23 protein-coding genes and 1 pseudogene are annotated in these 23,735 nt (G+C 62.5%); 10 read left to right on the top strand and 14 right to left on the bottom strand.

Annotated elements, in window-relative coordinates; all coding sequences use genetic code 11:
* Positions 1–57: 57 nt before the first annotated feature.
* Positions 58–2,130, bottom strand: coding sequence for a cytochrome b/c1 (fbcH, locus tag AC0L3S_RS10065; RefSeq protein WP_473262841.1), 2,073 nt, complete (start codon positions 2,128–2,130; stop codon positions 58–60).
* A 62-nt stretch (positions 2,131–2,192) separates the two neighbouring features.
* Positions 2,193–2,723 (bottom strand): ubiquinol-cytochrome c reductase iron-sulfur subunit, encoded by a 531-nt coding sequence (petA, locus tag AC0L3S_RS10060; RefSeq protein ID WP_007595042.1) that lies wholly within the window; start codon positions 2,721–2,723, stop codon positions 2,193–2,195.
* Positions 2,724–3,012: 289 nt separating this feature from the next.
* Here petA and AC0L3S_RS10055 point away from each other — a divergent pair, with 289 nt between their 5' ends.
* From AC0L3S_RS10055 to AC0L3S_RS10030, 6 genes are all read left to right on the top strand, one after another.
* On the top strand, positions 3,013–3,471 hold the full coding sequence (locus AC0L3S_RS10055; protein ID WP_473262885.1) for a tRNA (cytidine(34)-2'-O)-methyltransferase: 459 nt from the start codon (positions 3,013–3,015) through the stop codon (positions 3,469–3,471).
* A gap of 18 nt (positions 3,472–3,489) precedes the next feature.
* Entirely contained in the window at positions 3,490–4,122 is a 633-nt protein-coding gene (queE, locus tag AC0L3S_RS10050) for a 7-carboxy-7-deazaguanine synthase (RefSeq protein ID WP_473262840.1), read from the top strand.
* A 17-nt stretch (positions 4,123–4,139) separates the two neighbouring features.
* Entirely contained in the window at positions 4,140–4,505 is a 366-nt protein-coding gene (locus tag AC0L3S_RS10045) for a 6-pyruvoyl trahydropterin synthase family protein (RefSeq protein WP_007607071.1), read from the top strand.
* Between the two features lie 16 nt (positions 4,506–4,521).
* Complete coding sequence (gene hemF / locus AC0L3S_RS10040; RefSeq protein ID WP_473278999.1) at positions 4,522–5,409, top strand: oxygen-dependent coproporphyrinogen oxidase; 888 nt, start codon at positions 4,522–4,524, stop codon at positions 5,407–5,409.
* Positions 5,406–6,152: an HAD family hydrolase gene (locus AC0L3S_RS10035; protein WP_473262839.1), complete on the top strand. Its 747-nt coding sequence runs from the start codon at positions 5,406–5,408 to the stop codon at positions 6,150–6,152. The genes hemF and AC0L3S_RS10035 overlap by 4 nt, the downstream gene beginning before the upstream one ends.
* 370 nt (positions 6,153–6,522) lie before the next feature.
* Entirely contained in the window at positions 6,523–6,723 is a 201-nt protein-coding gene (locus AC0L3S_RS10030; protein WP_473262838.1) for a YodC family protein, read from the top strand.
* A gap of 1,058 nt (positions 6,724–7,781) precedes the next feature.
* On the opposite strand, the pseudogene AC0L3S_RS10025 reads toward AC0L3S_RS10030, so the two are convergent.
* Positions 7,782–8,087, bottom strand: a pseudogene (locus AC0L3S_RS10025) (winged helix-turn-helix domain-containing protein); the annotation flags it as partial.
* 277 nt (positions 8,088–8,364) lie between these two features.
* Here AC0L3S_RS10025 and AC0L3S_RS10020 point away from each other — a divergent pair.
* The gene (locus tag AC0L3S_RS10020; RefSeq protein WP_473262837.1) at positions 8,365–9,276 is read left to right on the top strand and encodes a DUF1127 domain-containing protein; all 912 of its coding nucleotides are present in this window, start codon (positions 8,365–8,367) and stop codon (positions 9,274–9,276) included.
* A 183-nt stretch (positions 9,277–9,459) separates the two neighbouring features.
* Here the strand turns inward: AC0L3S_RS10020 and AC0L3S_RS10015 are convergent, their stop codons facing one another.
* A complete protein-coding gene (locus AC0L3S_RS10015; RefSeq protein WP_473262836.1) occupies positions 9,460–10,533 on the bottom strand; it encodes a TauD/TfdA family dioxygenase in 1,074 nt (357 codons plus the stop codon).
* A gap of 423 nt (positions 10,534–10,956) precedes the next feature.
* On the opposite strand from AC0L3S_RS10015, the gene AC0L3S_RS10010 reads away from it, so the two are divergent.
* A complete protein-coding gene (locus tag AC0L3S_RS10010) occupies positions 10,957–11,172 on the top strand; it encodes a hypothetical protein (RefSeq protein WP_473262835.1) in 216 nt (71 codons plus the stop codon).
* 95 nt (positions 11,173–11,267) lie between these two features.
* Here AC0L3S_RS10010 and AC0L3S_RS10005 read toward each other — a convergent pair whose 3' ends face one another.
* The 3 genes from AC0L3S_RS10005 to AC0L3S_RS09995 form a co-directional block, all read right to left on the bottom strand.
* Positions 11,268–12,350, bottom strand: coding sequence for a two pore domain potassium channel family protein (locus AC0L3S_RS10005; protein ID WP_473262834.1), 1,083 nt, complete (start codon positions 12,348–12,350; stop codon positions 11,268–11,270).
* Positions 12,351–12,389: 39 nt separating this feature from the next.
* Positions 12,390–13,583 (bottom strand): L-dopachrome tautomerase-related protein, encoded by a 1,194-nt coding sequence (locus tag AC0L3S_RS10000; protein ID WP_473262833.1) that lies wholly within the window; start codon positions 13,581–13,583, stop codon positions 12,390–12,392.
* Positions 13,584–13,752: 169 nt separating this feature from the next.
* Positions 13,753–17,310: a LuxR C-terminal-related transcriptional regulator gene (locus tag AC0L3S_RS09995; protein WP_473278934.1), complete on the bottom strand. Its 3,558-nt coding sequence runs from the start codon at positions 17,308–17,310 to the stop codon at positions 13,753–13,755.
* 129 nt (positions 17,311–17,439) lie between these two features.
* Between AC0L3S_RS09995 and AC0L3S_RS09990 the strand changes: the two genes are divergently transcribed.
* The gene (locus tag AC0L3S_RS09990) at positions 17,440–17,775 is read left to right on the top strand and encodes a nuclear transport factor 2 family protein (RefSeq protein ID WP_473262883.1); all 336 of its coding nucleotides are present in this window, start codon (positions 17,440–17,442) and stop codon (positions 17,773–17,775) included.
* Positions 17,776–17,822: 47 nt separating this feature from the next.
* On the opposite strand, the gene AC0L3S_RS09985 is transcribed toward AC0L3S_RS09990, so the two are convergent.
* The 3 genes from AC0L3S_RS09985 to AC0L3S_RS09975 form a co-directional block, all read right to left on the bottom strand.
* Complete coding sequence (locus AC0L3S_RS09985; protein WP_473262831.1) at positions 17,823–18,590, bottom strand: sulfite exporter TauE/SafE family protein; 768 nt, start codon at positions 18,588–18,590, stop codon at positions 17,823–17,825.
* 139 nt (positions 18,591–18,729) lie between these two features.
* Positions 18,730–19,293, bottom strand: coding sequence for an outer membrane protein (locus AC0L3S_RS09980; protein ID WP_473278933.1), 564 nt, complete (start codon positions 19,291–19,293; stop codon positions 18,730–18,732).
* A complete protein-coding gene (locus tag AC0L3S_RS09975; RefSeq protein ID WP_473278932.1) occupies positions 19,187–19,615 on the bottom strand; it encodes an outer membrane protein in 429 nt (142 codons plus the stop codon). Before AC0L3S_RS09975 ends, AC0L3S_RS09980 begins: the two co-directional genes overlap by 107 nt.
* Positions 19,616–19,648: 33 nt before the next feature.
* On the opposite strand from AC0L3S_RS09975, the gene AC0L3S_RS09970 reads away from it, so the two are divergent.
* Complete coding sequence (locus AC0L3S_RS09970; protein WP_473262829.1) at positions 19,649–20,890, top strand: AraC family transcriptional regulator; 1,242 nt, start codon at positions 19,649–19,651, stop codon at positions 20,888–20,890.
* A gap of 8 nt (positions 20,891–20,898) precedes the next feature.
* Here AC0L3S_RS09970 and AC0L3S_RS09965 read toward each other — a convergent pair whose 3' ends face one another.
* From AC0L3S_RS09965 to AC0L3S_RS09950, 4 genes are read right to left on the bottom strand one after another with little or no spacing between them, the layout of a single operon-like run.
* Complete coding sequence (locus AC0L3S_RS09965; RefSeq protein WP_473278931.1) at positions 20,899–22,155, bottom strand: CCA tRNA nucleotidyltransferase; 1,257 nt, start codon at positions 22,153–22,155, stop codon at positions 20,899–20,901.
* 9 nt (positions 22,156–22,164) lie between these two features.
* Entirely contained in the window at positions 22,165–22,428 is a 264-nt protein-coding gene (locus AC0L3S_RS09960; protein WP_018454951.1) for a DUF6111 family protein, read from the bottom strand.
* Complete coding sequence (locus AC0L3S_RS09955) at positions 22,425–23,096, bottom strand: CoA pyrophosphatase (RefSeq protein WP_007607044.1); 672 nt, start codon at positions 23,094–23,096, stop codon at positions 22,425–22,427. The genes AC0L3S_RS09960 and AC0L3S_RS09955 overlap by 4 nt, the downstream gene beginning before the upstream one ends.
* Positions 23,093–23,704, bottom strand: a complete 612-nt coding sequence (locus AC0L3S_RS09950) for a DUF1285 domain-containing protein (protein ID WP_063993497.1) — start codon at positions 23,702–23,704, stop codon at positions 23,093–23,095. Before AC0L3S_RS09950 ends, AC0L3S_RS09955 begins: the two co-directional genes overlap by 4 nt.
* Between the last annotated feature and the right edge of the window lie 31 nt (positions 23,705–23,735).

Here is a 23,735-nt window from a genome sequence, read left to right as displayed (position 1 = left end):
TCGTGCCCAACAAAAAAGCCCCCTTGCGGGGGCCTCTTCATTCTCGGCTCGGGCCGCTCAGTGCGAGTCGGCCCAGACCTTCTTCTTGGTGAAGTACATCAGGCCGGCGAAGATGATCAGGAAGATGAACACCTGGAAGCCGAGGCGCTTGCGCGCTTCCATGTGCGGTTCGGCGGTCCACATCAGGAAAGTGGTGACGTCCTTGGCGTATTGCGCGACCGTGGTCGGCGAGCCGTCGTCATAGGTCACCTGGCCGTCGCTGAGCGGCTTCGGCATCTTGATGGCGTGGCCCGGGAAGTACTTGTTGTAGTAGGACCCCTCGGGGATGGTAACGCCTTCGGGCGCCTTGTCCTCAAACCCCTGGAGCAGCGCCGAAACGTAGTCCGGGCCCTGCTCCTGATACTGGGTGAAGAAGTCGACGATGAACATCGGGAAGCCGCGGCCGTAGGAGCGCGCCTTGGTGATCAGCGACAGATCCGGCGGCGCCGCGCCGCCGTTCGCCGCACGCGCGGCCTGCTCGTTCGGGAATGGCGAGGGGAAATAATCCGCCGGCCGGCCCGCGCGCTCGAACATGTCACCCGCGTCGTTCGGGCCGTCCTTGACCTTGTAGTCGGAGGCGAAGGCTGCAGCCTGCGCGACCGAATAGCCAGGACCGCCGGCTTCAGCGAGGTTGCGGAAGGCGACGTAGGACAGGCCGTGGCAGTTGGCGCAGACTTCCTTGTAAACCTTCAGGCCGCGCTGGAGCGCACCGCGGTCGTACTTGCCGAACGGACCGGCGAACGACCATTTGTTGCCCGGCGGCTTGTCGCTGCCTTCGGAGGCACGCGCGCTGTCGGCTGAGCCCGCAAACAACGCGCCCGCCAGCGCAAGCACGATCGCGCTCGACACCATCGGCGTCGACCTGCTCCCGGTCTTGGCCAGGACGGCGTCCGAGATCGAGTTCGGCACCGGCCGCGGCTTCTCGATGCGCGAGAGCAGCGGCAGCACGATCAGGAAGTAGGCGAAGTAGCAGAACGTCAGGACCCGGCCGGCGATCACATAGATGCCTTCCGGCGGCTGCGCGCCGAGATAACCGAGCAGGATGCAGACCGCGACGAAGATCCAGAAGAACTGCTTGGCCAGCGGACGGTACTTCGACGACTTCGTCCTGGCGGCATCGAGCCAGGGCAGGAAGCACAGGATGATGATCGCCGAGAACATCCCGATCACGCCCGCGAGCTTGTTCGGGATCGAACGCAGGATCGCGTAGAAAGGCAGATAATACCATTCCGGCACGATGTGCGGCGGCGTCACGCCCGGGTTCGCCGGAATGTAATTGTCGGCGTCGCCGAGATAGTTCGGCATGTAGAAGATGAACCAGGCGTAGAGCAGCATGAAGCAGGAGACGCCGAACATATCCTTGATGGTCGCATGCGGCGTGAACGGAACCGTGTCCTTTTCCGTCTTGGGCTCGACGCCGTCAGGGTTGTTCTGGCCGGAGACATGCAGCGCCCAGACGTGGAGCACGACGACGCCCGCGATCAGGAACGGCAGCAGATAGTGCAGCGAGAAGAAGCGGTTCAGCGTCGGGTTGCCGACCGAATAGCCGCCCCACAAGAGCGTCACGATGCTCTCGCCGACATAGGGAATGGCGGAGAACAGATTGGTAATGACGGTGGCGCCCCAGAAGCTCATCTGGCCCCACGGCAGCACGTAGCCCATGAAGCCGGTCGCCATCATCAGCAGGTAGATGATGACGCCGAGGATCCAGAGCACTTCGCGCGGCTCCTTGTAGGAGCCGTAATAGAGGCCGCGCAGCATGTGGACGTAGACGGCGACGAAGAACATCGAGGCGCCGACGGCATGCATATTGCGCAGCAGCCAGCCGTAATTGACGTCACGGACGAGCAGCTCGACCGACTTGAAGGCGAGGTCGGCATGCGGCGTGTAGTGCATCGCCAGGATCACCCCGGTCAGGATCTGGATCCCCAGCATGAACGAGAGGATGGCGCCGAAGGTCCACCAATAGTTCAGGTTGCGCGGGGTGGGATAGACCACGAACGAGGAGTGCATGAGGCCGAGGATCGGCAGACGTCGCTCGATCCATTGCAGGGCCGGATTGCTCGGCTGGTAGTCGGATGGTCCGCTCATGATGCGATCCTGAGGAAATAGTACGACGAGACGGCGCGAAGCTTCGGACGAGGGCCCGAAGCTCAGCCGATCTGGATTTTGGTGTCGGAAACGAACTGGTACGGCGGCACCGGCAGGTTCGCGGGCGCGGGCCCCTGGCGGATGCGGCCGGACGAATCGTACTGCGAACCATGGCAGGGGCAGAAGAACCCGTCGTAATTGCCTTCGTGGGCGATCGGGATGCAGCCGAGATGGGTGCAGATGCCGATCACGACCAGCCACTGGTCATGGCCGGACTTGACCCGGGCCTCGTCGGACTGCGGATCGGGCAGGCTCGCCACGTTGACGGCGCGCGCCTCGTCGATCTGCTTCTTGGTGCGGTGGCTGATATAGATCGGCTTACCGCGCCAGAACACCTTGATGTCCTGCCCCTCGGCGACCGGGCTGAGATCGACCTCGATCGGCGCACCGGCGGCGATGGTCGACGCATCAGGATTCATTTGGGAGATAAAGGGCCAGAGCGCAGCTGCGCCCCCTACTGCTGCAGCTGCCCCCGTTGCAACGAATAAGAAATCACGGCGTGTCGGATGGTCCGCCGAAGACGCTGTCGTCACGATTCCAACCCTTTCTTCTTATGCGGCCGGCGGAACCGCTCCAGGAGCCCCCAAGGTCCCCAGAACAGCCTGCCGGCGCCCGCGGCCCCCCGCGGCGGCAGAACTTCACGTGCCCCCACCAAAACAAGGCGAAAACAGCAGTCCAGAATCGTTCTATTGGCACCCTTGCCGGGCGAGCGCAAGCCCGCTATCGGCGCGGGAGCGTGCAATGCACGAATTCCGCGGCCAGCGATGTTTTATTGAGACATTTCCGGCCCGCACCGAACCCGGCACAGCCCATGCACAGCCCATGCAGATAGCGCTTTTCCAACCCGACATTCCCCAGAACACCGGCACGATTCTCAGGCTCTGCGCCTGTCTGGACGTGGCCGCCCATATCATCGAACCGGCGGGCTTCCCCGTCTCGGACCGGCATTTCCGCCGGGCGGGAATGGACTACCTCGATCAGGTCAGCATCGTCAGGCACGACTCCTGGTCGAAATTCGAGCAATGGCGGGCGGCGCAGGGCGCCCGCCTGCTGCTGTTCACCACCAAAGGCGCGACCGACTACCGCGATTTCCGTTACCAGACGGCGGACATCCTGCTATTCGGGCGCGAGAGCGCCGGCGTCACCGAGGCGGTGGTCGAGGCGGCGGACGCGCGGCTGGTGATCCCGATCGCTCCGGGGCTGCGGTCGCTCAATGTCGCCATGACCGCGGCGATGGCCGCAGGCGAAGCGCTGCGGCAGCTCCGGAACCCGCAAGTTTGACATGTTGAGGAGAGACGGTTGAGTTACGCGGTCAAGGAAATCTTCCTGACCCTGCAAGGCGAAGGCGCCCATGCCGGGCGCGCGTCCGTATTTTGCCGTTTTGCCGGCTGCAATCTCTGGAGCGGGCGCGAGGCGGACCGCAGCGCGGCGACCTGCAAATTCTGCGACACCGACTTCGTCGGTACCGACGGCACGCTCGGCGGGCGCTACGCCTCGGCCGCGGAACTCGCCGGCACCATCGCGGCGCAATGGACGGCCTCCACCGACAACCGCTATGCGGTGCTCACCGGCGGCGAGCCGCTGCTCCAGGTCGATGCGGCGCTGGTCGACGCGCTCCATGCCCGCGGCTTCGAGATCGGGGTCGAGACCAACGGCACGATCGCCCCGCCCGAGGGGCTCGACTGGATCTGCGTCAGCCCGAAGGGCGGCAGCGATCTGGTGATCCGGCGCGGCCACGAGCTGAAGCTGGTCTATCCGCAGCCGCTCGCGATGCCGGAAGCCTTCGCGGATCTCGCCTTCGAGCGCTTCTCGCTGCAGCCGATGGACGGGCCCGAGGTCGTCCAAAACACTGCGGGCGCCATCGACTATTGCCTCAATCATCCGCAATGGCGGCTCAGCGTGCAGACGCATAAATCGCTCGGTATCAGATAGGATTGGTTTTCGAACAGATGTGGGAATTGACGAAATCGTTTCGCTTCGAGGCGGCGCACTCATTGTCGGGAACGACGTTCGGCGCGGCCAGCGAAGAGATCCACGGCCACTCCTTCCGCGCCGAGGTGACGCTGCGCGGCACGCCCGATCCCAAAACCGGCATGGTGGTCGATCTCGGCCTGGTCCAGCGCGCCATCGAAGACGTGCGCATGATTCTGGACCACAAGTATCTCAACAAGATCGAGGCACTGGGCACACCGACGCTGGAAAACCTCTCGCGCTTCGTCTGGGAGCGGCTGGCGCCTATCGGCAAGCTCACCCGCGTCAGCATCCACCGCGACAGTTGCAACGAGAGCTGCACCTACTACGGTCCGCAGGGTTGAGAGAATGACATCCACGATGGACCCGAGCTTGATCGAAGACCGCAAGACGCGCGCACGCGCCTGGTTCGAATCCTTGCGCGACGACATCTGCACGAGCTTCGAGCGGCTGGAGGACGATGCCCCGCAAAGCCTTTATTCGGGCGAGCCGGGCCGCTTCAAACGCACACCGTGGCAGCGCACCGATCATACCGGCGCGGCAGGCGGCGGCGGCGTGATGTCGATGATGTCAGGCCGCCTGTTCGAGAAGGTCGGCGTGCATTGCTCCACCGTGCACGGCGAATTCGCGCCCGAGTTTCGCGCGCAAATTCCCGGTGCGGCGGACGACCCGAAGTTCTGGGCCTCCGGCATCTCGCTGATCGCGCATCTGCGCAATCCGCACGTGCCCGCAGTGCACATGAACACACGCTTCGTCGTCACCACAAAGGCCTGGTTCGGCGGCGGTGCCGATCTCACGCCGGTGCTCGACCGCCGGCGCACGCAGGACGATGCCGACAGCATCGCCTTCCACGCCGCAATGAAACAGGCCTGCACGCAGCCGAACGGCGTCGCCGATTACGACAAGTACAAGAAGTGGTGCGACGAGTATTTCCACCTGCCGCACCGCAAGGAGGCGCGCGGCATCGGCGGCATCTTCTACGATTGGCACGACAGCGGCGACTGGGACGCCGATCTCGCCTTCACCCGCGATGTCGGCCGCGCCTTCCTGAAGATCTATCCCGACATCGTGCGGCGCAATTTCGCGACCAGCTGGACCGCGGAGGATCGCGAGGAGCAATTGATCCGGCGCGGGCGCTATGTCGAGTTCAACCTGCTCTACGACCGCGGCACCATCTTCGGTCTCAAGACCGGCGGCAATGTGGATTCGATCCTGTCGTCGCTGCCACCGGAGGTGAAGTGGCCATGACGACGATGAAGCCCGCAATGAAGCCGCTGCCGCGCGCCATGCTGATCGACATGGACGACACCATCCTGTCGGCCTATGCGCGGCCCGAGATCGCCTGGAACACGATCACAGCGGAGTTCGCCGAGGAGCTCGCGCCGCTGCCGCCGCAACTGGTCGCAAGCACCGTCCTGGCCTTCGCGAAAAACTTCTGGGCCAATGCGGACGCTTCGTGGCGGATGAAGCTCGCCGAAGCCCGCCATCTCACGGTCAAGGGCGGTTTTGCCGCGCTCGCGGCCGCCGGTCATCGCGCCCTGCCCGACGACCTCGCCGTTCGCCTCGCCGACCGCTTCACGGCCTATCGCGAGGAGGAGATGTTCGTCTTCCCCGGCGCGCACGACGCCATCGACAGGCTCAAGGCGCTCGGCATCAAGCTCGCGCTGGTGACCAACGGCGCCGCCGACACCCAGCGCGCCAAGGTGGAGCGCTTCGAGCTGGCGCATCGCTTTCACCACATCCAGATCGAGGGCGAGCACGGTTTCGGCAAGCCCGAGGAGCGCGCCTATCTGCACGCGATGGAGGCGCTCGGCGTCACCGCTGAGGATACCTGGATGATCGGCGACAATCTGGAATGGGAAGTGGTGACGCCGCAGCGTCTCGGCATCTACTCGATCTGGATCGACGTGCATGGCGACGGCCTGCCCGAAGGCTCGATCGTCAAGCCCGACCGCATCATCCGCTCGCTGACAGAACTGGTGCCGGGCTGACTGCAATCGGGGTGCGCAAGCAAAAACATCGAAAACAACCCCATGCACAGTAGACGGCCGCAGCAGAATCAAGGACTTGCGGAAAACGCAAACTGCGGATCTGACAAAATCGGTTGCTCCGTCGGGCAAAACAGGCGCATGGTGTCATGGTCGCGACGCACGGGACGGAAGAGCCCTTGCGCCATCCATCGAACAGGCGCCATTGCCTCTCGTGATGGGATCGCTCCGGCCTAAAGCTCTCTGATCGATTTCAGCAGCCCGGCCGGCGCATGCGCGCTACCGCAACACATCCACTGACCGAGTAGCCCGTGATCGGCATGTCATGCCGTTTTGCTAGCTTCTCCCGTCATTCAAACCGAAAGGACCATCCATGGAACTAAAAGCCGGCGACATCGTCATGCTGAAATCCGGCGGCCAGCCGCTCACCGTCGCTGACGTGAAGGGCGACGACGTGATCTGTCTCTGGATGGGCGCGGAAGGCGATCTGTTTCGCGAGACGCTGCCGTTCGCGGTGCTCGATCGATTGGAAGAGCTCGACGACGAAGACGAGGATGACGAAGACGAGGAGTAGGCGCGGCTGACCCGCATCCTAGTTTGATCGGAGCGCACAGCTTCCGGCGCGTGTGATGTCCACTTCGTCGCCAACTATGGCGCGATAGCGGACATCGCTGCATGGCGCAGAACGGCCGACGGGACGTCGTCCAAATTCATCCTCTTGTCAGCATCCGTCACCTTGCTGAAGGGATTCCTCGGCGGATACTTTCAGGATCATCGTGTCTCGCGTAAGGGGTGCAGCCAGCACCGTCATGATGATTTCCCATTTGTCGCGTCGGCCGTAAGCCGAGATCAGCTTGTGTAGGCTTGAAGGCCCGCGCCGATGTTTAACGATCGGCTACACGGTTCGATCGCTTCTTCGTATTGACGGAGCTGCAGGTGCGCAACACAGAGGAGCCGCACCGTGATGTTCTTCTGCAAAATGGCCAGATCTGTCCGATCGCCGTCGAACCGGTCGGACCATATGTCGCGCGCAGTCTGAAGATCGGTCAGGGATACGCTGATCCGCACCTGATCTCCGTTGCCCCTCACCGCGCCGCGCACGGCCCAGCGGGCGCCGAGATCCGTTCCAAGCTGCTTCAGATCGATCGACTTAATCTTGTAGGCAAGGGCGGCCTCGCGTCCGATGACGAAAGTGGCGGGCGCTCGCGCAAGATCGGTCGTCAAATCTGTCGTGATGGCATCGGCAAGGTGATCCTGCTCTGGATCGTTGTTGAGGTTGATGAAGGGCAACACGATGAGAGAGAGACGATGCGCGATCTCGGGCCTGACTATCGGTTGTCCTTGAAGCTCTCGAGCTTCCCGAAGTGGGTCAGTACGGAGCGTCTTCCAAACATTCCAATAACCAAGAAGGCCGCCGGCAATTGCACCGATCGCCGCAACCGACGCCAGCGTCCCGCCAACGAACTTCAGAGGGCCTCTGATGTGACGCACCCAGTTCTTGGGCCGCCGTTTGCAAGCTACTTTTTCGGAGAACTCCGGGACCAAAACCGCTGCCTCGGCGGTTGCGCACGCAAAATTCGACGATTCTGCGAGGGCGCCTGATATCACCGCAGTTTCGGGACATCGCTCGTCATCGTGGACAGCGCCCACGAAACGAAAGCCCTTTCGTGGAAATGTCTTGATAAGACGTTGTTGCGCGCCGGAGTCGCCGATCGCGCGTCGGACCGCGTTCAATCGGGTGGTCAGCGCCGCATCAGAAACGATCCGACCATTCCAAATTGCGTTTATGAGATCATCCTTGCTGACGACGCGATCCCTGCTGCGGATCAAATAGCCGAGCAGATCAAGTACCTGTGGCGTCGTAGGAACGGCATCGGGCCCGCGCCACAACTCGCGCCGGTCGGTATCCAGCACACAGTCCTCGAAGAAATAGCGCATGGCACCATTCCCCAGGCGTGCCCTCTACTTCCGAGAGCGCCGCAGCGATTGTCCAGAGAAGATAGGCCTTCGAAACGGAAAATGTAAGCCGAATATCAAGTGTGCCTTGCCCCAGTGTCGCGGGATCGGCGGACGTCAGCCGCACGGAAACGCCCCGCACCGGCTGGAACGCAAAGAATAAGCCGCCGGTAAGAGAAATGTAAGCCCCTCGTCAAGCGTACCGGACCGAGCATTGGCACCTTAGCCCTCGGTGAGAAGCAAGCCAAAGGAGATTGCGATGAGCGCGATCTATGGCGCCGCGTGGATGCGACGGCCCTTCGGATCAACGCAGCGCGTTGTCAGCCTCGTCCGGCAATTCTTGAGCGCATGGCGGGAGCGCCGCAGACGCCGGAGCGTACAAGCGACCCTGTGCGGCCTCAGCGACAGGGAGCTCATGGACATCGGCACGACGCGCGGCGAGATCGACTACATCGCCTCGCACCGAAACATCGCGAGGCCGAGTCGTTCGACAGAACGGGACAGCGGCGTTATTGCCCTGCTGCTCTGTAGCGCCCTTATCCTCGCTTTCGCAAGCGAGGCCAAAGCTCAATGCACCGCGCAGGACGTTCTGCGGAATCACCTGGACCTCAAGACCGCTGCTCCGGTGCCGAGATCGCGGACTCCCGTCAGTTCGGCCGCCGATGTTCGGCCCTGGAAGACGATTGCGACAGGGACGTTCAGGGACATGCGCGCCCTTCGCAAGGCGATGAGTGCAATGGGCTGCGACGTCGGAAGCGCAGCTGCTGAAGTCCTTGCGCGGCCGGCTTTTACTCTGAGTGACAAGAAAACGGACGTAGAGCTCGTCCCTCTCTCGCCCGCTGAGCTCGGCTTCGAGGGCGAGACAGCGTCGCTGACCGAAATCCATGCGCGCGCGCAACGGCTGGGCTTCGGACTTGCGCCCGCAGAAATCGCTCCGCAGCTGAGACTTCAGTACTTGGACCAGCCAATCGGTGAGTTTCTCATCATCGGGATGGAGCCGATCAGGACATGGGCGGGTGAACCGGTCATCCTGACGGTAGCCAATGGTGGAGCAGGCCTCATTCTCATCGGCCAGAGCACCCGCGAGAACGCGGAAATTCCAGTGAACTCCACCATTGTATTCGTGCGGCCAAGTACACCCGCCCCGGCCGAGACCGCATCATTCAAGTAGCTCGGGTGATGCGTATGTCCGCTTTATGCCAACAAGCGGCATTTGTGGGTACTCGCCCTGGTCGCGTCGAGGCACCTGAGAGTTTCAGCCTGGCGCTGTCGAAGGGATGGTCCGGGCTGATCATGCGGCTTGAGCTTGCGAGGCTAGGTGGGTCCGGGCTTCCGGTTCAACCCATTCGGAACGTCAATCCAACGGGACGTTCAAACTGGTACCTTTGGTGATGATGCCGCCACGGTTGCCAATCTCAATCGAACCATAGCGCTGCTTGAAACAATCGGGCAGCGGCCGGTCGCCTTCCATGCTGAGCCAAAGGCGCAACAGATGACGCTTTTGGCCTGCATCGGGCCAATCGCGGAATCCGGTCCGGTCATGCAGCAAGGCATGATTGTAAACGAACTGCATGTCACCCGGCTGAAGCCGCATGCCGAAATGCAGCGCGGGATCATTTGCGAGCGCGTCGAAGAGATCGAGCGCCTCGACGTGAGCCGGCGTCAGTCTCGGCGCATCGGGAAAGCGTTGCGCACTATCGATATACTGGCGCTGATAGAACCCGGTCAGGAACCCCGCATGCCAATTCAGCACCGGGATTTCAAGATATGGCTTTTCGTTCTCCGGCACCTCGCCTCGCCGGTCTGTCGCGATCGGATGAAACAAGAGAGCGGCAAGGTCGGGACGTCTGTCAAACATCTCGTTGTAGATCGTCGTCGTACTGACCAGGAGGGAATCCCCTCCCTCCATCGCCTCGCGAATGCATAACAATCCAACCACGTCGGACGAATCCGTGTGGAATGTCTGCCGTTCCGAAGTTTGATAAATTCGGGTGTTCGGATCCTTCGCATCGGCGCCGGTGTCACGGACGTGACCGAGAATGTGACCCGCTGCATTCTGGGACCGCGCCGATCCAAGATGCGCGCCTACTCCGCAAAAGATCGTAGCGGCGAACTCCTGGCTATATTTTGCCACCGGGAGGCCGCGGATGACTTCGAAGCCAAGGCCAGCCAGGAGCGTTGTCTTAACCTCTTCCAGATGCGCGCCGAAGCGGGGAAGCGGAAAGCTTTCCTTCGTGATCTCGGCGATTTTTTTGTTTCTGCCAAGAAATGTTTCAGCCGCGCCCTCAAGCTCGGCGATCTCGCCGGCCGCAAGCGATATCAACCATCGATCGGGATTGGCTTTCATCTCACCGCCCTGCCATGCGGATGGGATATCGACCTTCCCTGGAGGGCGATGGATCCCGCCGGGCACTGAGACCACATTCATCGTGTTGGCTCCTGGGGAGATTGGACGTCAGACATGGGGGCGGAAGACGTGGGAGCGGAAGACATAGTGGGCGGAAGAGATGCGGGCGGACGATCGACGATATTGTGCCGACCGCTTGTTTGCAACTTGACTGAAGCGCAGCCGTGAGCCGAGTGCACTATCGCCGCGACGAGGTCCGTTCCAGGCAGTCGCGTGTTAGGTGAGCCGCTTCCGCCAAAATGATTACAACACGGCCGCTCGTTCGACCGATCAAAGCCCGGGAAAAAATGGAAACAGCCGGAACGTTCGAGAAGCTGATTGAGTTGAAAGTCATGCGCCTTGCGCTTTGGTCAAGGCCGCACCAAGCGGCCCGATCAAGCTCCTGGAAAAGGCGAAAACTACTCTCCGGCGTGCCTTCTGCAGCACGGCCGCGCGAGGATCGCGATGTACACGACGGCGATATACGATGAGCTGAGCCAGATCGAGCGCGACGTCGTCGAAGGAGAACGGCGGCTCGCCGAGCAGGAGGCGCTGATCATTGAAATGAAGCGCCAGAATCAGGACACAGCCAAAGCTGAAGGCGAACTCGAACGAATGCGGATGGAGCAGCGAGATCGCGATCAGGATCGACAACGTCTGCTCTCACGGCTCCAACCCTGAAACAATTCGCCTCATGAGGCTGATCCGCCGAAGGCGTCGCGTCGCTGAGACGCGAGACCAGGCCAGGCGCGCTCGGCGAGAAGTACGGCAGGGGTTTACGCCCTTAGTATCGCCGGATCGATGTCCGAGGGCCTGTAAGCCATGGAATTGCCAAGCACGCAAACCAGAGAGTCCCACCTTCTTCGCTGTTCCATGTAGGATTCGCACGAATGCGGAAGATCGTCGGTGACACTGATACCTGCTTGCCGCAGCCGCCGTCGTGCATTGTCGAACCGGATCCGCCAGAGCTGCCGATCTCGGTCGTCGGCTTCAGCCGATGCTTTCTCGTGCAGGAAAACGTTGTTGAGGGTGGAAAGGAGTAGCAGCGCGGAGGACCATAGTTGGGTGACCGCGCCGGATTGCTTGAGCCAATCGGCGTCCTTCGGCAATGCACTTCGGATCAGCGAGACGGCATCGAGCACGATGAGTGACGACCGGGCGACGGAGTAGAACGGTTCAGGAAAGCGGAAGTAGAACAGGACGGGATAGAAGTGGTGAGCTTCTTTGGTATCGGTGACCTCCGCGGCCAACTCGGACAGATTGTTGTAGCCCGCGCTCAGCTGGTTATTTGCGAACAGATGCGCGAGCAGGTCCGCTGCATCGCCGGTCTCACCGCAAAGCGCGTGAATGTTGAGGCAAAGCGAGTTCCTGCTCCTGAGCGCGCCATAGATCTGCATCAGGTAAGTGATGGTGAGCGAAATGACCGACGTCCCGATCACCGAATTCAGGAGAAACAGGAGTTTCGCTCCGGCACTTTGCGGACCAAAGTTGCTGCCGCCTACGATCGAGAGGCTGCTTCCCGCCACGTAAAGCGCAGTCACGAAGTCGGTTGGAGTCTCCTGGTGGCTGCTTGTAATGCTGGTCCCGAGCTGAGGGTGCACAATCAGTGCAGCCCCGAGCGCGAGCAGAATCGACCAGGTGAGCAGCAAGGCGACCAGGATCAACGGGCCGCAGAATGAAAGCAAATGGCTGCCATTGCAGAGCGAGGAAAACCGGCGCAGTGCAAGCCAAACCAGTCTGGCCAGGCGGTCGCTGATAATTCCGGTGCCGGCGCGTGCGTAGAGAACCGTGAGGAATACGTCGGCAAGGACAAGTGCCATCAGCAGCGTGCCGGCCACAGGCTCAACCCAATGGGCCATCTGTCCTCCTCGTCCTAAGCCGCCTCCCGAGCCGCGCGCTTACTGCCGGTTCGGCTCGCGACTTGACCCGACGGTGTTCGCGTCGCTTGGCATGAACTTGAAAAGCGTGAAGTTCTTGTCCGTCCAGGCCATGTGGAACCAGGGTGAATCCTGGATATGCGACGCGGTGACATAGATTGCGCCGTCAGGACCTTGCGAGAAGGTGTCCGGCCAGCGCAGGCGCGAATCCGTCAACAGCTGTCGCACGGTCCCGTCACTGGGGTTGAGGACCTTGACGGCATTGTCGGCGATCGAGCTTAGATAGATTTCGTCATGTTCGCCGGTCCAGAGCCCATCGACGGGCTCCGTCGTTGCCACTGTTTCCGGGCGAGCGTGAGCCGCCGCGTCCGCACTCTGGATGCTGGACGTGGCGATCCGGTAGAGCGTCTTTCCGGTCAGGGCCTGCCAATAGAGGGTGTTGCCGTCCTTCGACAGCGCCAGACTGTCGGCATTGAACAAGGGCTGCCGTCCGTCCGGCCGCCGCAACGGCTGGCCATCTGTCATCACGGTGACGCTCGGATCGAATTGGGTAGAAGGATCCTCGCTCAGCACCCGCCAAGCCTGCCCGGACTCGATGTTGAGAACAACCAGGCCGCCGGGCGAACCGGAATCGGTCAAATAGGCGAATTTTCCGTCGGGGGCGATACGGATGTCGTTGAGATAGCTGGCCGGACCAGCGACATCCGCCGCGATCGGAAAGATCCGCTTCACAGCGTTCGACTTCAGATCGACCTCGACGATCTTGGGTCCACCCTTCACAGTCTTCTCGGCATTGGGAGCCGCGGGATCGACGACCCAAAGCGATCCGCGCCGGTCCGCTACGACGCTTTGAACGCAGACGAAGTGATCATTGGGCGATACTTCTGACATTCGCGCGTTGCGCCAGCCGTTCCATTCCTCATTGGGATATGGCTTGGTCGAGCCGTCCGGCATGAGTTCGGCCACCGAAACCGGCGTATCCTCCGTCCAGCGCGGGAAGTTCACGAAGATGCGGCCGTCCGGGGCGACGGTGACGCCGGTCACCTGATGCTCGAATGTTGCGACCGATTGCAGCCGGCTGTCGCGACTTTCGACAAGAGGCGCGACAAGGCGCTGGGCCTTGGACTTGATATCAGCCGTTGCGGATTGCGCATGAACCGCGGACGAAATGGATAGCACGACTGCTACGCAGGAGCTGAACGCGATTGCACGCATGAGAGGCCCTTTCAAAAAGTTTAGGGCCCAATCCGGCTTTCCTTCGATCGTTCCTAGCACATCTGCCAACGCGCCTTTGACGGCTAGTTCCATCAAGCGGTCCAGCGATGATCGTTGCCGAGGTATATGGCAGGGCGAGCGAGACCATCGCCGCCATCGCGATCACAGTTCAAATCAGCAAATCATGATGCGCAGGTACAATCGCTTGATGCGCGCCGTTGTTGCCGTGATCGTCCGCGTGTCCGTTCAGTGCATGAGGGACGGGCTTGGCGAGGTCCTCCGCTTGACCATGCGGAACGTGCGGATCGAGCGTATTATTGAGCTGTTTCAGCTCAACGACCGCGACGAGAGTAGAAGGAGTTGGTCCGCTATCGAAGCGGAACACCGCTCCTTGCTCGAGGTCGCCGGTCTCCACCGCAGCTTTGGCGGGGTGTGCGTCTTCTGATGCACTTGCAGCAGATTGCGCAACGTGTTGCGAGTTGCCGCGTCCAGCGTTACCGCCGGCTGCGACGCTCGGCTCTCCGATATCGGCTGCTTGCGATGCGTTGGCAGAGGTTGAGTGTAACTCGTCCTCCGAGTTGCCGTGGTCCACGGTGGTTGGTTCTGTCGTCTTCACTGCCCCCGCAGCGTGCGAAGCCGAAGCGTGATGCTCGCCGCTATCGCCCGTGCCGTTGCCCGGTTTGGACCCAGCTTCAGTCGATTCGGTGGATGCCACCTTTGCAGAGCCTGGCTCTGAAGCGTGCTGCGAGTTGCCGTGACCTCCGCTCGCGGCTATCGCGACGTCCGGATCGGTCTCAGCTGCGTCCGATGCGTTTGCAGCGGATGAGTGCCCGGACTTGCCGTGTTCCGCGGCACCTGGTTCTGCCGTCTTCGCTGGTCCGTGCGCAGCGTCAGAGGCCGAAGCGTTATGATGATCGGCGCCATAGGCGTTGCCCGGTTCGGAGCCAGCTTCAGTCGATTCGCTGGCCGCCGCCTTTGCAGACCCCGGCTGCGAAGTGTGCTGCGAGTTGCCGTGGCCTGCGCTAGCAGCCGCTGCGGCGCCCGGATCGATATCGGTTGCGTCCGGCGCCGTTGAGTGCCCGGATTTGCCGTGTTCCGCCCCCGCTGGGTCTTCCTTCTTCGCTGCCCCTCCCGCAGCCTCCGAGGCCTTATCGTGATGCTCGGCGGCATTGCCGACGCCCTTGCCCGGTTTGGAGCCAGCTTCAGTCGATTCGTCGGCTGCCGCCTTTGCAGACCCCGGCTCCGAAGCATGCTTTGAGTTGCCATGACCCGCGTTGGCGGCCGTTGCGACGTCCGGATCGGTCTCAGCTGCGTCCGGTGCTTTTGCAGCGTTTGAGTGCCCGGCTTTGCCGTGTTCCGCGCCGTCTGGTTCTGCCTTCTTCGCTGACCCTCCCGGAGCCTCCGGGCCCTTATCGTGATGCTCGGCGCCATTGCCGACGCCGTTGCCCGGTTTGGAGCCAGCTTCAGTCGATGGGTCCGAAGCGTGCTGCGAATTGCCGTGCCCCGCGCTGTCGGCGGTGACGACGCTGGGTTGGCCGATCTCGTTCGGTGCAGTCGATGAAGCCCCGGCGCCTGTGTTGATCGGCCCATTGTTCGATGTCACATTTGCGATTGTCGGGGCCGGCGCGCTATGCGCAAGCTCGATGGATGATGCGTGAGCCGACGCGGCGGACGCACCATCGCTCCCTTCCGTTGCATCCGCCGACGCGTCTGTGGAGCTTCCGAACCTCGTTGACGTTCCCAAGCCGGTCCGGGCCTGCCCGAACTGGAAACCCGAGCCGTTGTTGGCCAGAAGGGCCCAGGCTCCAGCCGTCCCGAGCGAGCTCTCGCTCCCCTCGATAGTGGTTTGGACATGGTCCTTGCTCGAAACAGTCTCATCGGTTTCGGTCGCCGATATCAGCACTGCTTCGAGCTGCTCCAGGGTAGCCACGACAGCCGCGCTATCCGGCGCGGAGGCGGCATCCGCCTCCGCAATGGATACAATCCCCTCCAGATGGATTTCCAGCAGGCCGCGATCGCCGACATCAAGCACACGATCGGTCGCATTCACGTAGACGATCGTTTCGTTGCTTGCGGAGTCGTAGACCCAGGCGAGTGTATGTGGCGGTATAGACTTGGCTGCCGCCGTCACATGCAGCCAGGCAAGCGCTCCGAAAGCCGCAAGATTGATCCTGCCCGGCCCAGATGCGAAGTCGAACACGGTGTCGGAAGCTGTCGACTTGGAGTCGATCGGGGAACGAAAAACTACGTTTTCAACGTTGCCGCCTACGCCGATACTGGCATCGTGACCAAGGTCCGCGCCAACAGGTTTGTGAAGATTGTCACCCGCATCGCCCGCGCCCCTTTGGCCCGGAGCGCCTTCTTGAGCGGCGTTGTCGTGGCCAGTGGTCGCACCGGCGGAAGACAGGTGGACATCGTACGAAAGGAAACTTGGGGCTGAATGGTCGTCAGGATTGGCGGCAGCATGAGTGATCGCAGCCAGTTTTGTGGTCGCACTCTCTTCGGTGACAGCCAGGATGCTGTCGATCGAGGCTTCACGGAGGTCATGCGCGTGCGCGGCGAGATGAGGGTCCTGCAGCGCGTAGATCAACGCGCCGGTGAGGATAGCAAAGTTGCCAGATCCTCCGTGCATCGACATCGCATTGGAAAGAAGCCGCGGGAATTGATGTTCCGGGGCCGGGTCGTCACCGGTCTGTATGTCGATCGCTTCTCGCAGTAAGCGCGCAGGAAGATCGGGCGCGCTCGATCCAGCAGGAGCGTGGTGCGTCCACGGTGTCGCGCCTCCGGATTGCTCGGCCGTGCGCAGCGCTTCCATTGCCGCCGCCGGGTTCGTGATTTGGGCGGCCTTGGCGAACAGATCTCTCTGGGCTTGCGTCGGCGTCTCGCCGGATTCCCAGACCACGAGGTGCCGGAGAATTCCTTTTTTCCAGGGCTCGTACGCGGCGTGCTCGTCCGCGTGGCCGTTGCCGTTCTGATCCGAAAAGATGTCGTTCGCTTCCGACGCCTTGAGTTCGTCCGCAATAGCGAACGCCAGAAAGGCCAGCGAGAGCGCGGCCAGGCCGGAGGGGCGTTGCAGCAACGCAATGGTCGCGAGCACAGTCCTGTTGGTGATCTCAAGCTTCTGGAAAATATTGTAGAGGTGGACTTTGACCGTCCCGTCGGACACGTTGAGCTGGCGCGCGATCTCCTTGTTCGACAGTCCTTCCGCCACGAGTCGTGCGATTTGACGTTCCCGTTGCGTCAACAGCTCCAGCATCTTTTCGACTTTGCCGTCGCCGTCCGCTTCCTTGCCGGCTGCCGAGAGATCGGACTTCGCCAGTGCCACACCGCTCTTCGTCATCAGCCGCAGCGATCGCAGCATCGTGGCGGGAGAGGCATATTTCGAAATTGCGCTGCAGGCGCCGGCTGCGATGGCGGAAGTCAGATCGTGGTCGGTGTCGGACTCGGTAAAGAACACCAGGCGCGTGGAGAGCTTCTCAGCTTTCACGATCGCGAGGATCTCGGCGACCGTCAGATCCGGCACCTTGTCGGCAAGAAGCGCGACGTCAGGTGTCAGCTTCCGGATTGCTTGGAGGCAGCTCGTCCGATCGCTGGACGTTGCGACAACGTCGAAGTCCGGTTGCGTCCCGAGGACCGACCTCAGTCCCTGCAAAACAATCGGCTGTGGATCAACGAGCAAAAGCCGGATGGGCTTGAGTATCCCCTGCCTGGCGGACGCGTCCAACATCGATCTTGCCCTCGGCCCGGTCCTCTATGTCCTTCGGCATATGGCCGTGGCCGGGTGGGATACTAAAATCTTAGAAGGCTTGGTGGTTCCCCAGCCTGAACCAGATTTGGACGCATGTGAGTGAAAAATATGTCCTTTGACCCCATGGCCGTTGCAGTCGACTGGCTTGATGCCTATCGCGCGGGCGATATCGAAGCGATTTTGGAACTTCATGCGGAGGACGCCGTGGTCCACTGCGGCTGTGCCGGCCGCCAAACCATCACCGGGCGCGAGGCACTGCGTGCCTATTGGGTCGATCACCTCCGAAAATATCCGGCAGGCACGTTGGATGATCTCAATCCCTGGCGCAACGACGGTACCATTATCTCTTACCTCACCAGTGCCGGCGTCATGAGTGCACTTTTGGCGTTTGACGCCGCCGGCAGGATCAAGGAACTGGACTGCAGTCCCTCACACCAGGCCTGAGGCGTTATCCAAACCCCGCAGCGGGACCCGTGCCACATCCGACTTGATTAGATGAGCTGCCTCGCCGCAGCCGAGATCATCACCAGCCCGCCGGTGATCACCGCGATGTCGAGGATCGCGGTGTGGATGTGCACCGGCATCCGCTCGACGAAGGCCTTGGCCAGGAACGCGCCGGGAATGGCAATCGCGCCGATCAACAATGCAAAGGCGAGCACCTGCGCGGTGACGGCACCGGCGAGGCCGAACACCGAGATCTTGATGAGGCCGGTGCCGAGCGAGATCATGGCATCGGTCGCGATCACGGCGGCGCCTTCGAGGCCGGCGGCCATCAGCAGCGACAGCAGGATCACGCCGGAGCCGGAGGTGCCGCCGACCAGCACGCCATAGCCGACCGAGCCGGCCGCGAGACCGGTGTCGCCGATCCTGACCTGGCGGCGGCGGAGCACACGGCGCAGCGGCACGCTCAGGATCAGCATGGAGCCGATCACCAGCGCCGCGCCGGCATTGGTGAGGCGGGTATAGCCGTAGGCACCAAGCGCTGTCGTCAGTGCCGCACAGGCCAGCACGATCAGCGCGCGGCGGCGATCGGCATAACGGAGATAGGCAAGCGCGCGGCTGGAATTGGTGAAGATCGCGGAGATCGCGATGATCGGCACCACGGGCTCGGCGCCAACGAGAGGCACGAGCACCAGCGGCATCAAGGCGCCGGTGCCATAGCCGGCGAGACCACCGATCACGGACGCAAACAACGCCATCAACGCGACCAGCAGGAGCTGGAAGATCGAGATGTCGGCGAAGCCCGAGATGATGGTCAATGTTTCCGTTCGCGGTTGATGCGTGGAAGCGGGCGCGGCTTCCTCTAGTGGAAAATCCGCCGCAAGCCAAGCGTCTTCGGCGCGTGTCAACAAGCAGTCGGCCGCCGGATGGAGCGCCGTTTTGGCTGGCGCGAGTGCGTCAGAACCGGAAGTTCACTCCCATGCGCACGATGTCGTACGCGTTGCTGAACCTGACATTGACGAAGCCATTGCCGGTCGCCGGGCTCTGCACCGTCAGCTTCACGTTCTGGTGGCCGAGGTCCATGTGCAGATATTCGGCCTTGATCGTGACGTTCGGGAGCACCGCATATTCAAGGCCGCCACCGGCTGTCCAGCCGACCGACGTCTGTGACGAGGAGCCCGCGAGGCAGGTCGTGAAGCCGGGACAGAAAATCTGCGTGGCGAATCCGGCGCCGACGCTCCAGCCCAGCGGACCAATGATCGCGATGGCAGCCTGTGCCTTCGTTCCACCATAGGCGAGGCCGCCTGTGCCGAAAGCGAGGAGGCGATCGCTCAACAAATAGCCGATCCGGCCGCGCAGGGTGCCGTACCAGTCGAGTTGATGGGAAGACGCGGCCGAGAGCGTGACACCGCCCTCATCGGGCGAAGCTATTGCCCTTGATGTTGGCGTATTGCAGGTCAGCTTCGAAACCCGTGACCCAGTTGCGCTCGATCTGCCAATTGTAGCCGATCTGTCCGCCACCGGTGAAGCCGGACGCGCGAAGAGGTTGCCGGTAGGCGGGATGATTATCGGCCGCGTCTTCGTCCCCGTGCGACGAACTCGTCACCAGCTCATCGCTGAACACAGTGCCCGCGCCGCCGCCGAGATTCGTCACCGGATCGGCAAAGTAATCGCCGGTGTAAGCCGCGCTCTTGTCTTGCCAACCGTAGCCGGCATTCACGCCACCGTACCATCCGGTCCAGCCATAGACAGGGACCGGGTTTGCCTTCACTGGCAGGTCGGCTGCCGATGCCGACGACAGCATCATGCCTGAAACAACAGCGGCCGCGATCGATTTTCTCATGTTTATGAATTCCCAATAAGTCCGTCGCTCGGAATGACTACCGGGCCGCGCCTGGGCCGTCTTGTCCGCGAAGGTGCTGGGCTTGATCGAAACGGTACGGCAGTGGGATCGCTGGCGAATGTGTTTTCGGCGCAACGCTCGGCAGCCGAAAACTTGACCTATCCGGCACTGAACTTGACCTGGAATGCACAGCGGTCCGCTTTTGCATCACATCGATGGACAGGTACCCCGATGCCTTTCACGCCGCCTCATGGTACCAATGGAACCGGCACGCGAGGATCATCGACGGACATGCCGAAGGTAGAATTTTCATCGGACCAGCTTCCATCCTACCTGAATGACAAGGTCCGTTTCCGGCTGTGGCACGAGATATGGATGGAGCAACTCGGCAAGGCGGAGATGAAGCACGCCGAGGACAAGCCCTTCTACACCGCATCGAAGAATGTCCTTCTCGGCGAATTGAGCGTCGGCCGGTTTACCACCACGACGGGGCACTACGTGCGCACGCGCAAGCACGTGGCCAACGATCGCGATGACATCCTGGTCGGCTTTTATCGCAGCCCCCAGCCGCAATTATGGACAGTGGGAAACCAGGGCTTCGAGCTGAAATCGGGAAGCGTCGTCGCCTTCAACATCGCCCAACCGGTCTCGAGCTTCACGGACGGCCTCACGGCGTGGAATTTGGCATCGATACCTCGTGCGCAAATTCTGAAGCTTGTTCCGCATGCCGATCATCGCGCGGCCATGTTGCTCGACCCGGCCAATCCGGCGGTACGGCATCTCGAGCGCACCATCAATTTTCTCCTCGAAGCCGATGAAGTCTACGAAGACCCGGAGCTGATGCGGCGCGCCAAGGCCATGCTGGGAGACTTGATCGTGTTGGCGCTCGGCGCGCGCGGCGAAGTCGCGGAGATTGCGGCGGAACGTGGCTTGCGCGCCGCGCGGCAGCGCGAGCTGATCGCAATGATCGAGAAACGCTTCGCCGAGCCGTCTCTGTCGACCACGGCGATCGCGGATGCCCTTAAGCTGTCGCGCCGCTATGCGAGCGATCTGCTGCTCGAAAGCGGCGCGACATTCTCCGAGCGAGTCCTTGAACTGCGCCTGCAGAAGGCGCGGGCCATGCTGTCGGACGTTCGCTACGACGACACCAAGGTGAGTGACATCGCCTTTGCCTGCGGCTTCAATGAAGTGACTTACTTCAATCGCCGCTTCCGCGATCGCTTCGGCTGCTCACCGACGCAATATCGGATGGGACCGAACCACGGCGCCACATGAGACGATGGTCACGTTCTCTCGTCGCGGCTGATTCGTGCCGCAGCTTGATCGGCGATGGAAGCGATTGCGGCTTGCTCCAGGGGAAAATCCGCCGCAAGCCAAGCGTCCTCCGCGAGCGTCAAGACATGTCCGAGCGCGGGTCCTTCCGCCATGCCGCGCGCGATGAAGTCGGCGGCGCGCAGCGGAAATTTCGGCGCAGTCCAGCGCTGCGGCAGCTCGGCGAGCGCACGCCATCGCGACGAGCCGACGTCGCCGCCGGCTCGCGCCCAGCCCAGCACCACGCGATCGTGATAGCGCTCCGCACCGAGCCGGTAGAGCAGCCGCCGCGCATCGGCTTCGCCCTTGGTGGCCAAGCGCCACCAGCGGTGTCCCATCGAATCCAGCGCCTTGGTTTCCGCATTGGAGAGCCTCAGGCGCGTGGCGACGCGCTTGGCGTCTTCGGTCACCGCGACCGTCAGCGCGGCGAGCCGCCGCGTGCTGCTTGCGGTGAGGCCAAGCTCGCGCTCGATCGCGATCATCGCCGTGAGCGGCCCGGTATAGGCGACGCCGCCGGTCAGCGCTTGCAGCAATCCGCCGTCGGCCATCGCGAGCGCGGCGGCAGAAGCGCCCTGAGCGACGAGCAGCTTCAGCATCTCCATGCGCAGCCGCTCGGCTGACAGGCTCGCCAGGCCCGCGCGTCCCCGGATGCAGGCGAGGTAGCCGTCGCGGTCGGGATCGCCGGCGCCAAAGGCGGCGTGGATGCGGAAGAAGCGCAGGATGCGCAGGAAATCCTCGGCGATGCGCTGGTCGGGATCACCGATGAAGCGCACGCGACGCGCGGCCGCATCCGCGATGCCTCCGACATAATCGTGGACGACGCCGTCACAATCGACCGAGAGGCCGTTCATGGTGAAGTCACGGCGTTCGGCGTCCTTCACCCAGTCGCGGCCGAACGCGACCGTGGCCTTGCGGCCGAAGGTCTCGGTATCCTCACGCAGCGTCGTGACTTCGTACGGTTGCCCGTCGATGACGAGGGTGACGGTGCCGTGGTCGATGCCGGTCGGCACGGCCTTGATGCCGGCGCTCTTGGCGCGCCGCATTACCTCGTGCGGGAGCGCCGTGGTCCCGATGTCGATGTCCCCAGGCACGAGGCCGAGCAGCGCGTTGCGCACGGCGCCGCCGACCACCCGCGCCTCCTCGCCATCTGCGTTGAGCAATTGCAGGACGCGCGCGGTCCCGCCCGAAATCAACCAGCGTGCATCGGCGAGCATGGGCACCGCGCTCATCGGCCGGTCCTATCTTTCCACGCCCGGCACGAGCTTGCCGTTCTCGACATGGGCGGGGACATAGGTGGAATCCGGCGCAGCGCCGGAGAAATGCGCAAAGCCGATCAGGCCCGCGATCACCAGCACGAGCGCCGCCAGCATGAGCCGCGCAACGATGGTGATCGGCCAGGACGATTGCACGAACAGGCCGGAGCGCGTGGCGGCGAGGAACAGCGCATAGACGGCAAAGGGAACGAGGAAGATTCCGATCTCGGTCAGGATCGGTCTGATCATGATGAATAGATCCGCTCGTAGAGCACACGCAGCATGCCGGCCGTCGCGCCCCAGATGTAGCGTTCCGCAAACGGCATCGCGTAGTAGGACCGCTCCATGCCGCGGAATTCCTTGCTATGCACCTGGTGGTTGGCCGGGTTCATCAGGAAGGATAGCGGCACTTCGAACGCATCATCAACCTCGGAATGGTTGATCGTCAGCTCAAAACCCGGGCGCACCCTGGCAACCGTCGGCAGGATGCGGAAGCCAAAGCCGGTGCCGTAGAGATCGAGATAGCCGATCGGCTCGACGAAGTCTCTGGACAGCCCGACCTCCTCCTCGGCCTCGCGCAGCGCCGCATCGAGCGGCGAGCGGTCGATCGCGTCGATCTTGCCGCCGGGAAAGGCGATCTGGCCGGCATGGTCGTTCAGATGCGCCGAACGCTGCGTCAGAAGGATGGTCGGCTCGGGATGATCGACCACCGCGATCAACACCGCCGCCGGCCGCACCGGCTGCTCGCGAGCGATGATCTCGAGCATCTTGTCGGTGCCGGGATCGCCCGAGGCCGGAATGATGTTGGGATCGTAGAGACCGGGCGGAACGTCGAAGCCGAGCCGCGCCGTGGAGCGGGCGAAGAAATCGGCCGCACCGATCACGGCGGGATCGTTCCTGGAAATAGGCTTGTTCAAAGCGCGGCCCTCACCTGCTCCGCATCGGCCATGGCGAAGAACTCGCCGGCCGATTCGACACCGAACATCGGCTGGCCATCGACCATCCGCTCCTCACCCATGTCAACCAGATCGTAATAGAGCGCGCGGGTGACCTTGGCCCAGAGCTCGGCACGGACATGCAGATAGGGCGTCAGCCCACCGTCCTTGGCCTGCTCGAAGCGCAGCCGGTGCGCCGCATCGCAGGTGACCCAGTCGTCGACATTGGTGCGGAAGCGGAGCACGCGGTGGTTGTCCTCGCCGTCCTTCTGCATTTCGACCGCCATAAACGGCGCGTCATCGACGCGAATGCCGACTTTCTCCACCGGCGTGACGAGGAAATGCTTGTCGCCTTCACGCTTCAGGATGGTCGAGAACAGGCGAACCAAAGCATGACGGCCGATTGGCGTCCCCAAATAGAACCAAGTACCATCGGACGCGATTCGCATGTCGAGATCGCCGCAGAACGGCGGATTCCACAAATGCACCGGAGGCAGGCCCTTTTTGGCACCTTCGGCATCGGCAGCAGTTTTGGCAGCGGCAGTCAGCCCCTCGAGACCGCGATCGGCGCTCTGCCCTTGGTTCGCCATGGTTTGCCCTGACTTTGTCATTTGGCACGAT

The organism is Bradyrhizobium sp. Ken01 (genome assembly GCF_055807355.1).
Note: the sequence above shows the minus strand (reverse complement) of the source record. Positions and strands in the feature narration are given on the sequence as shown.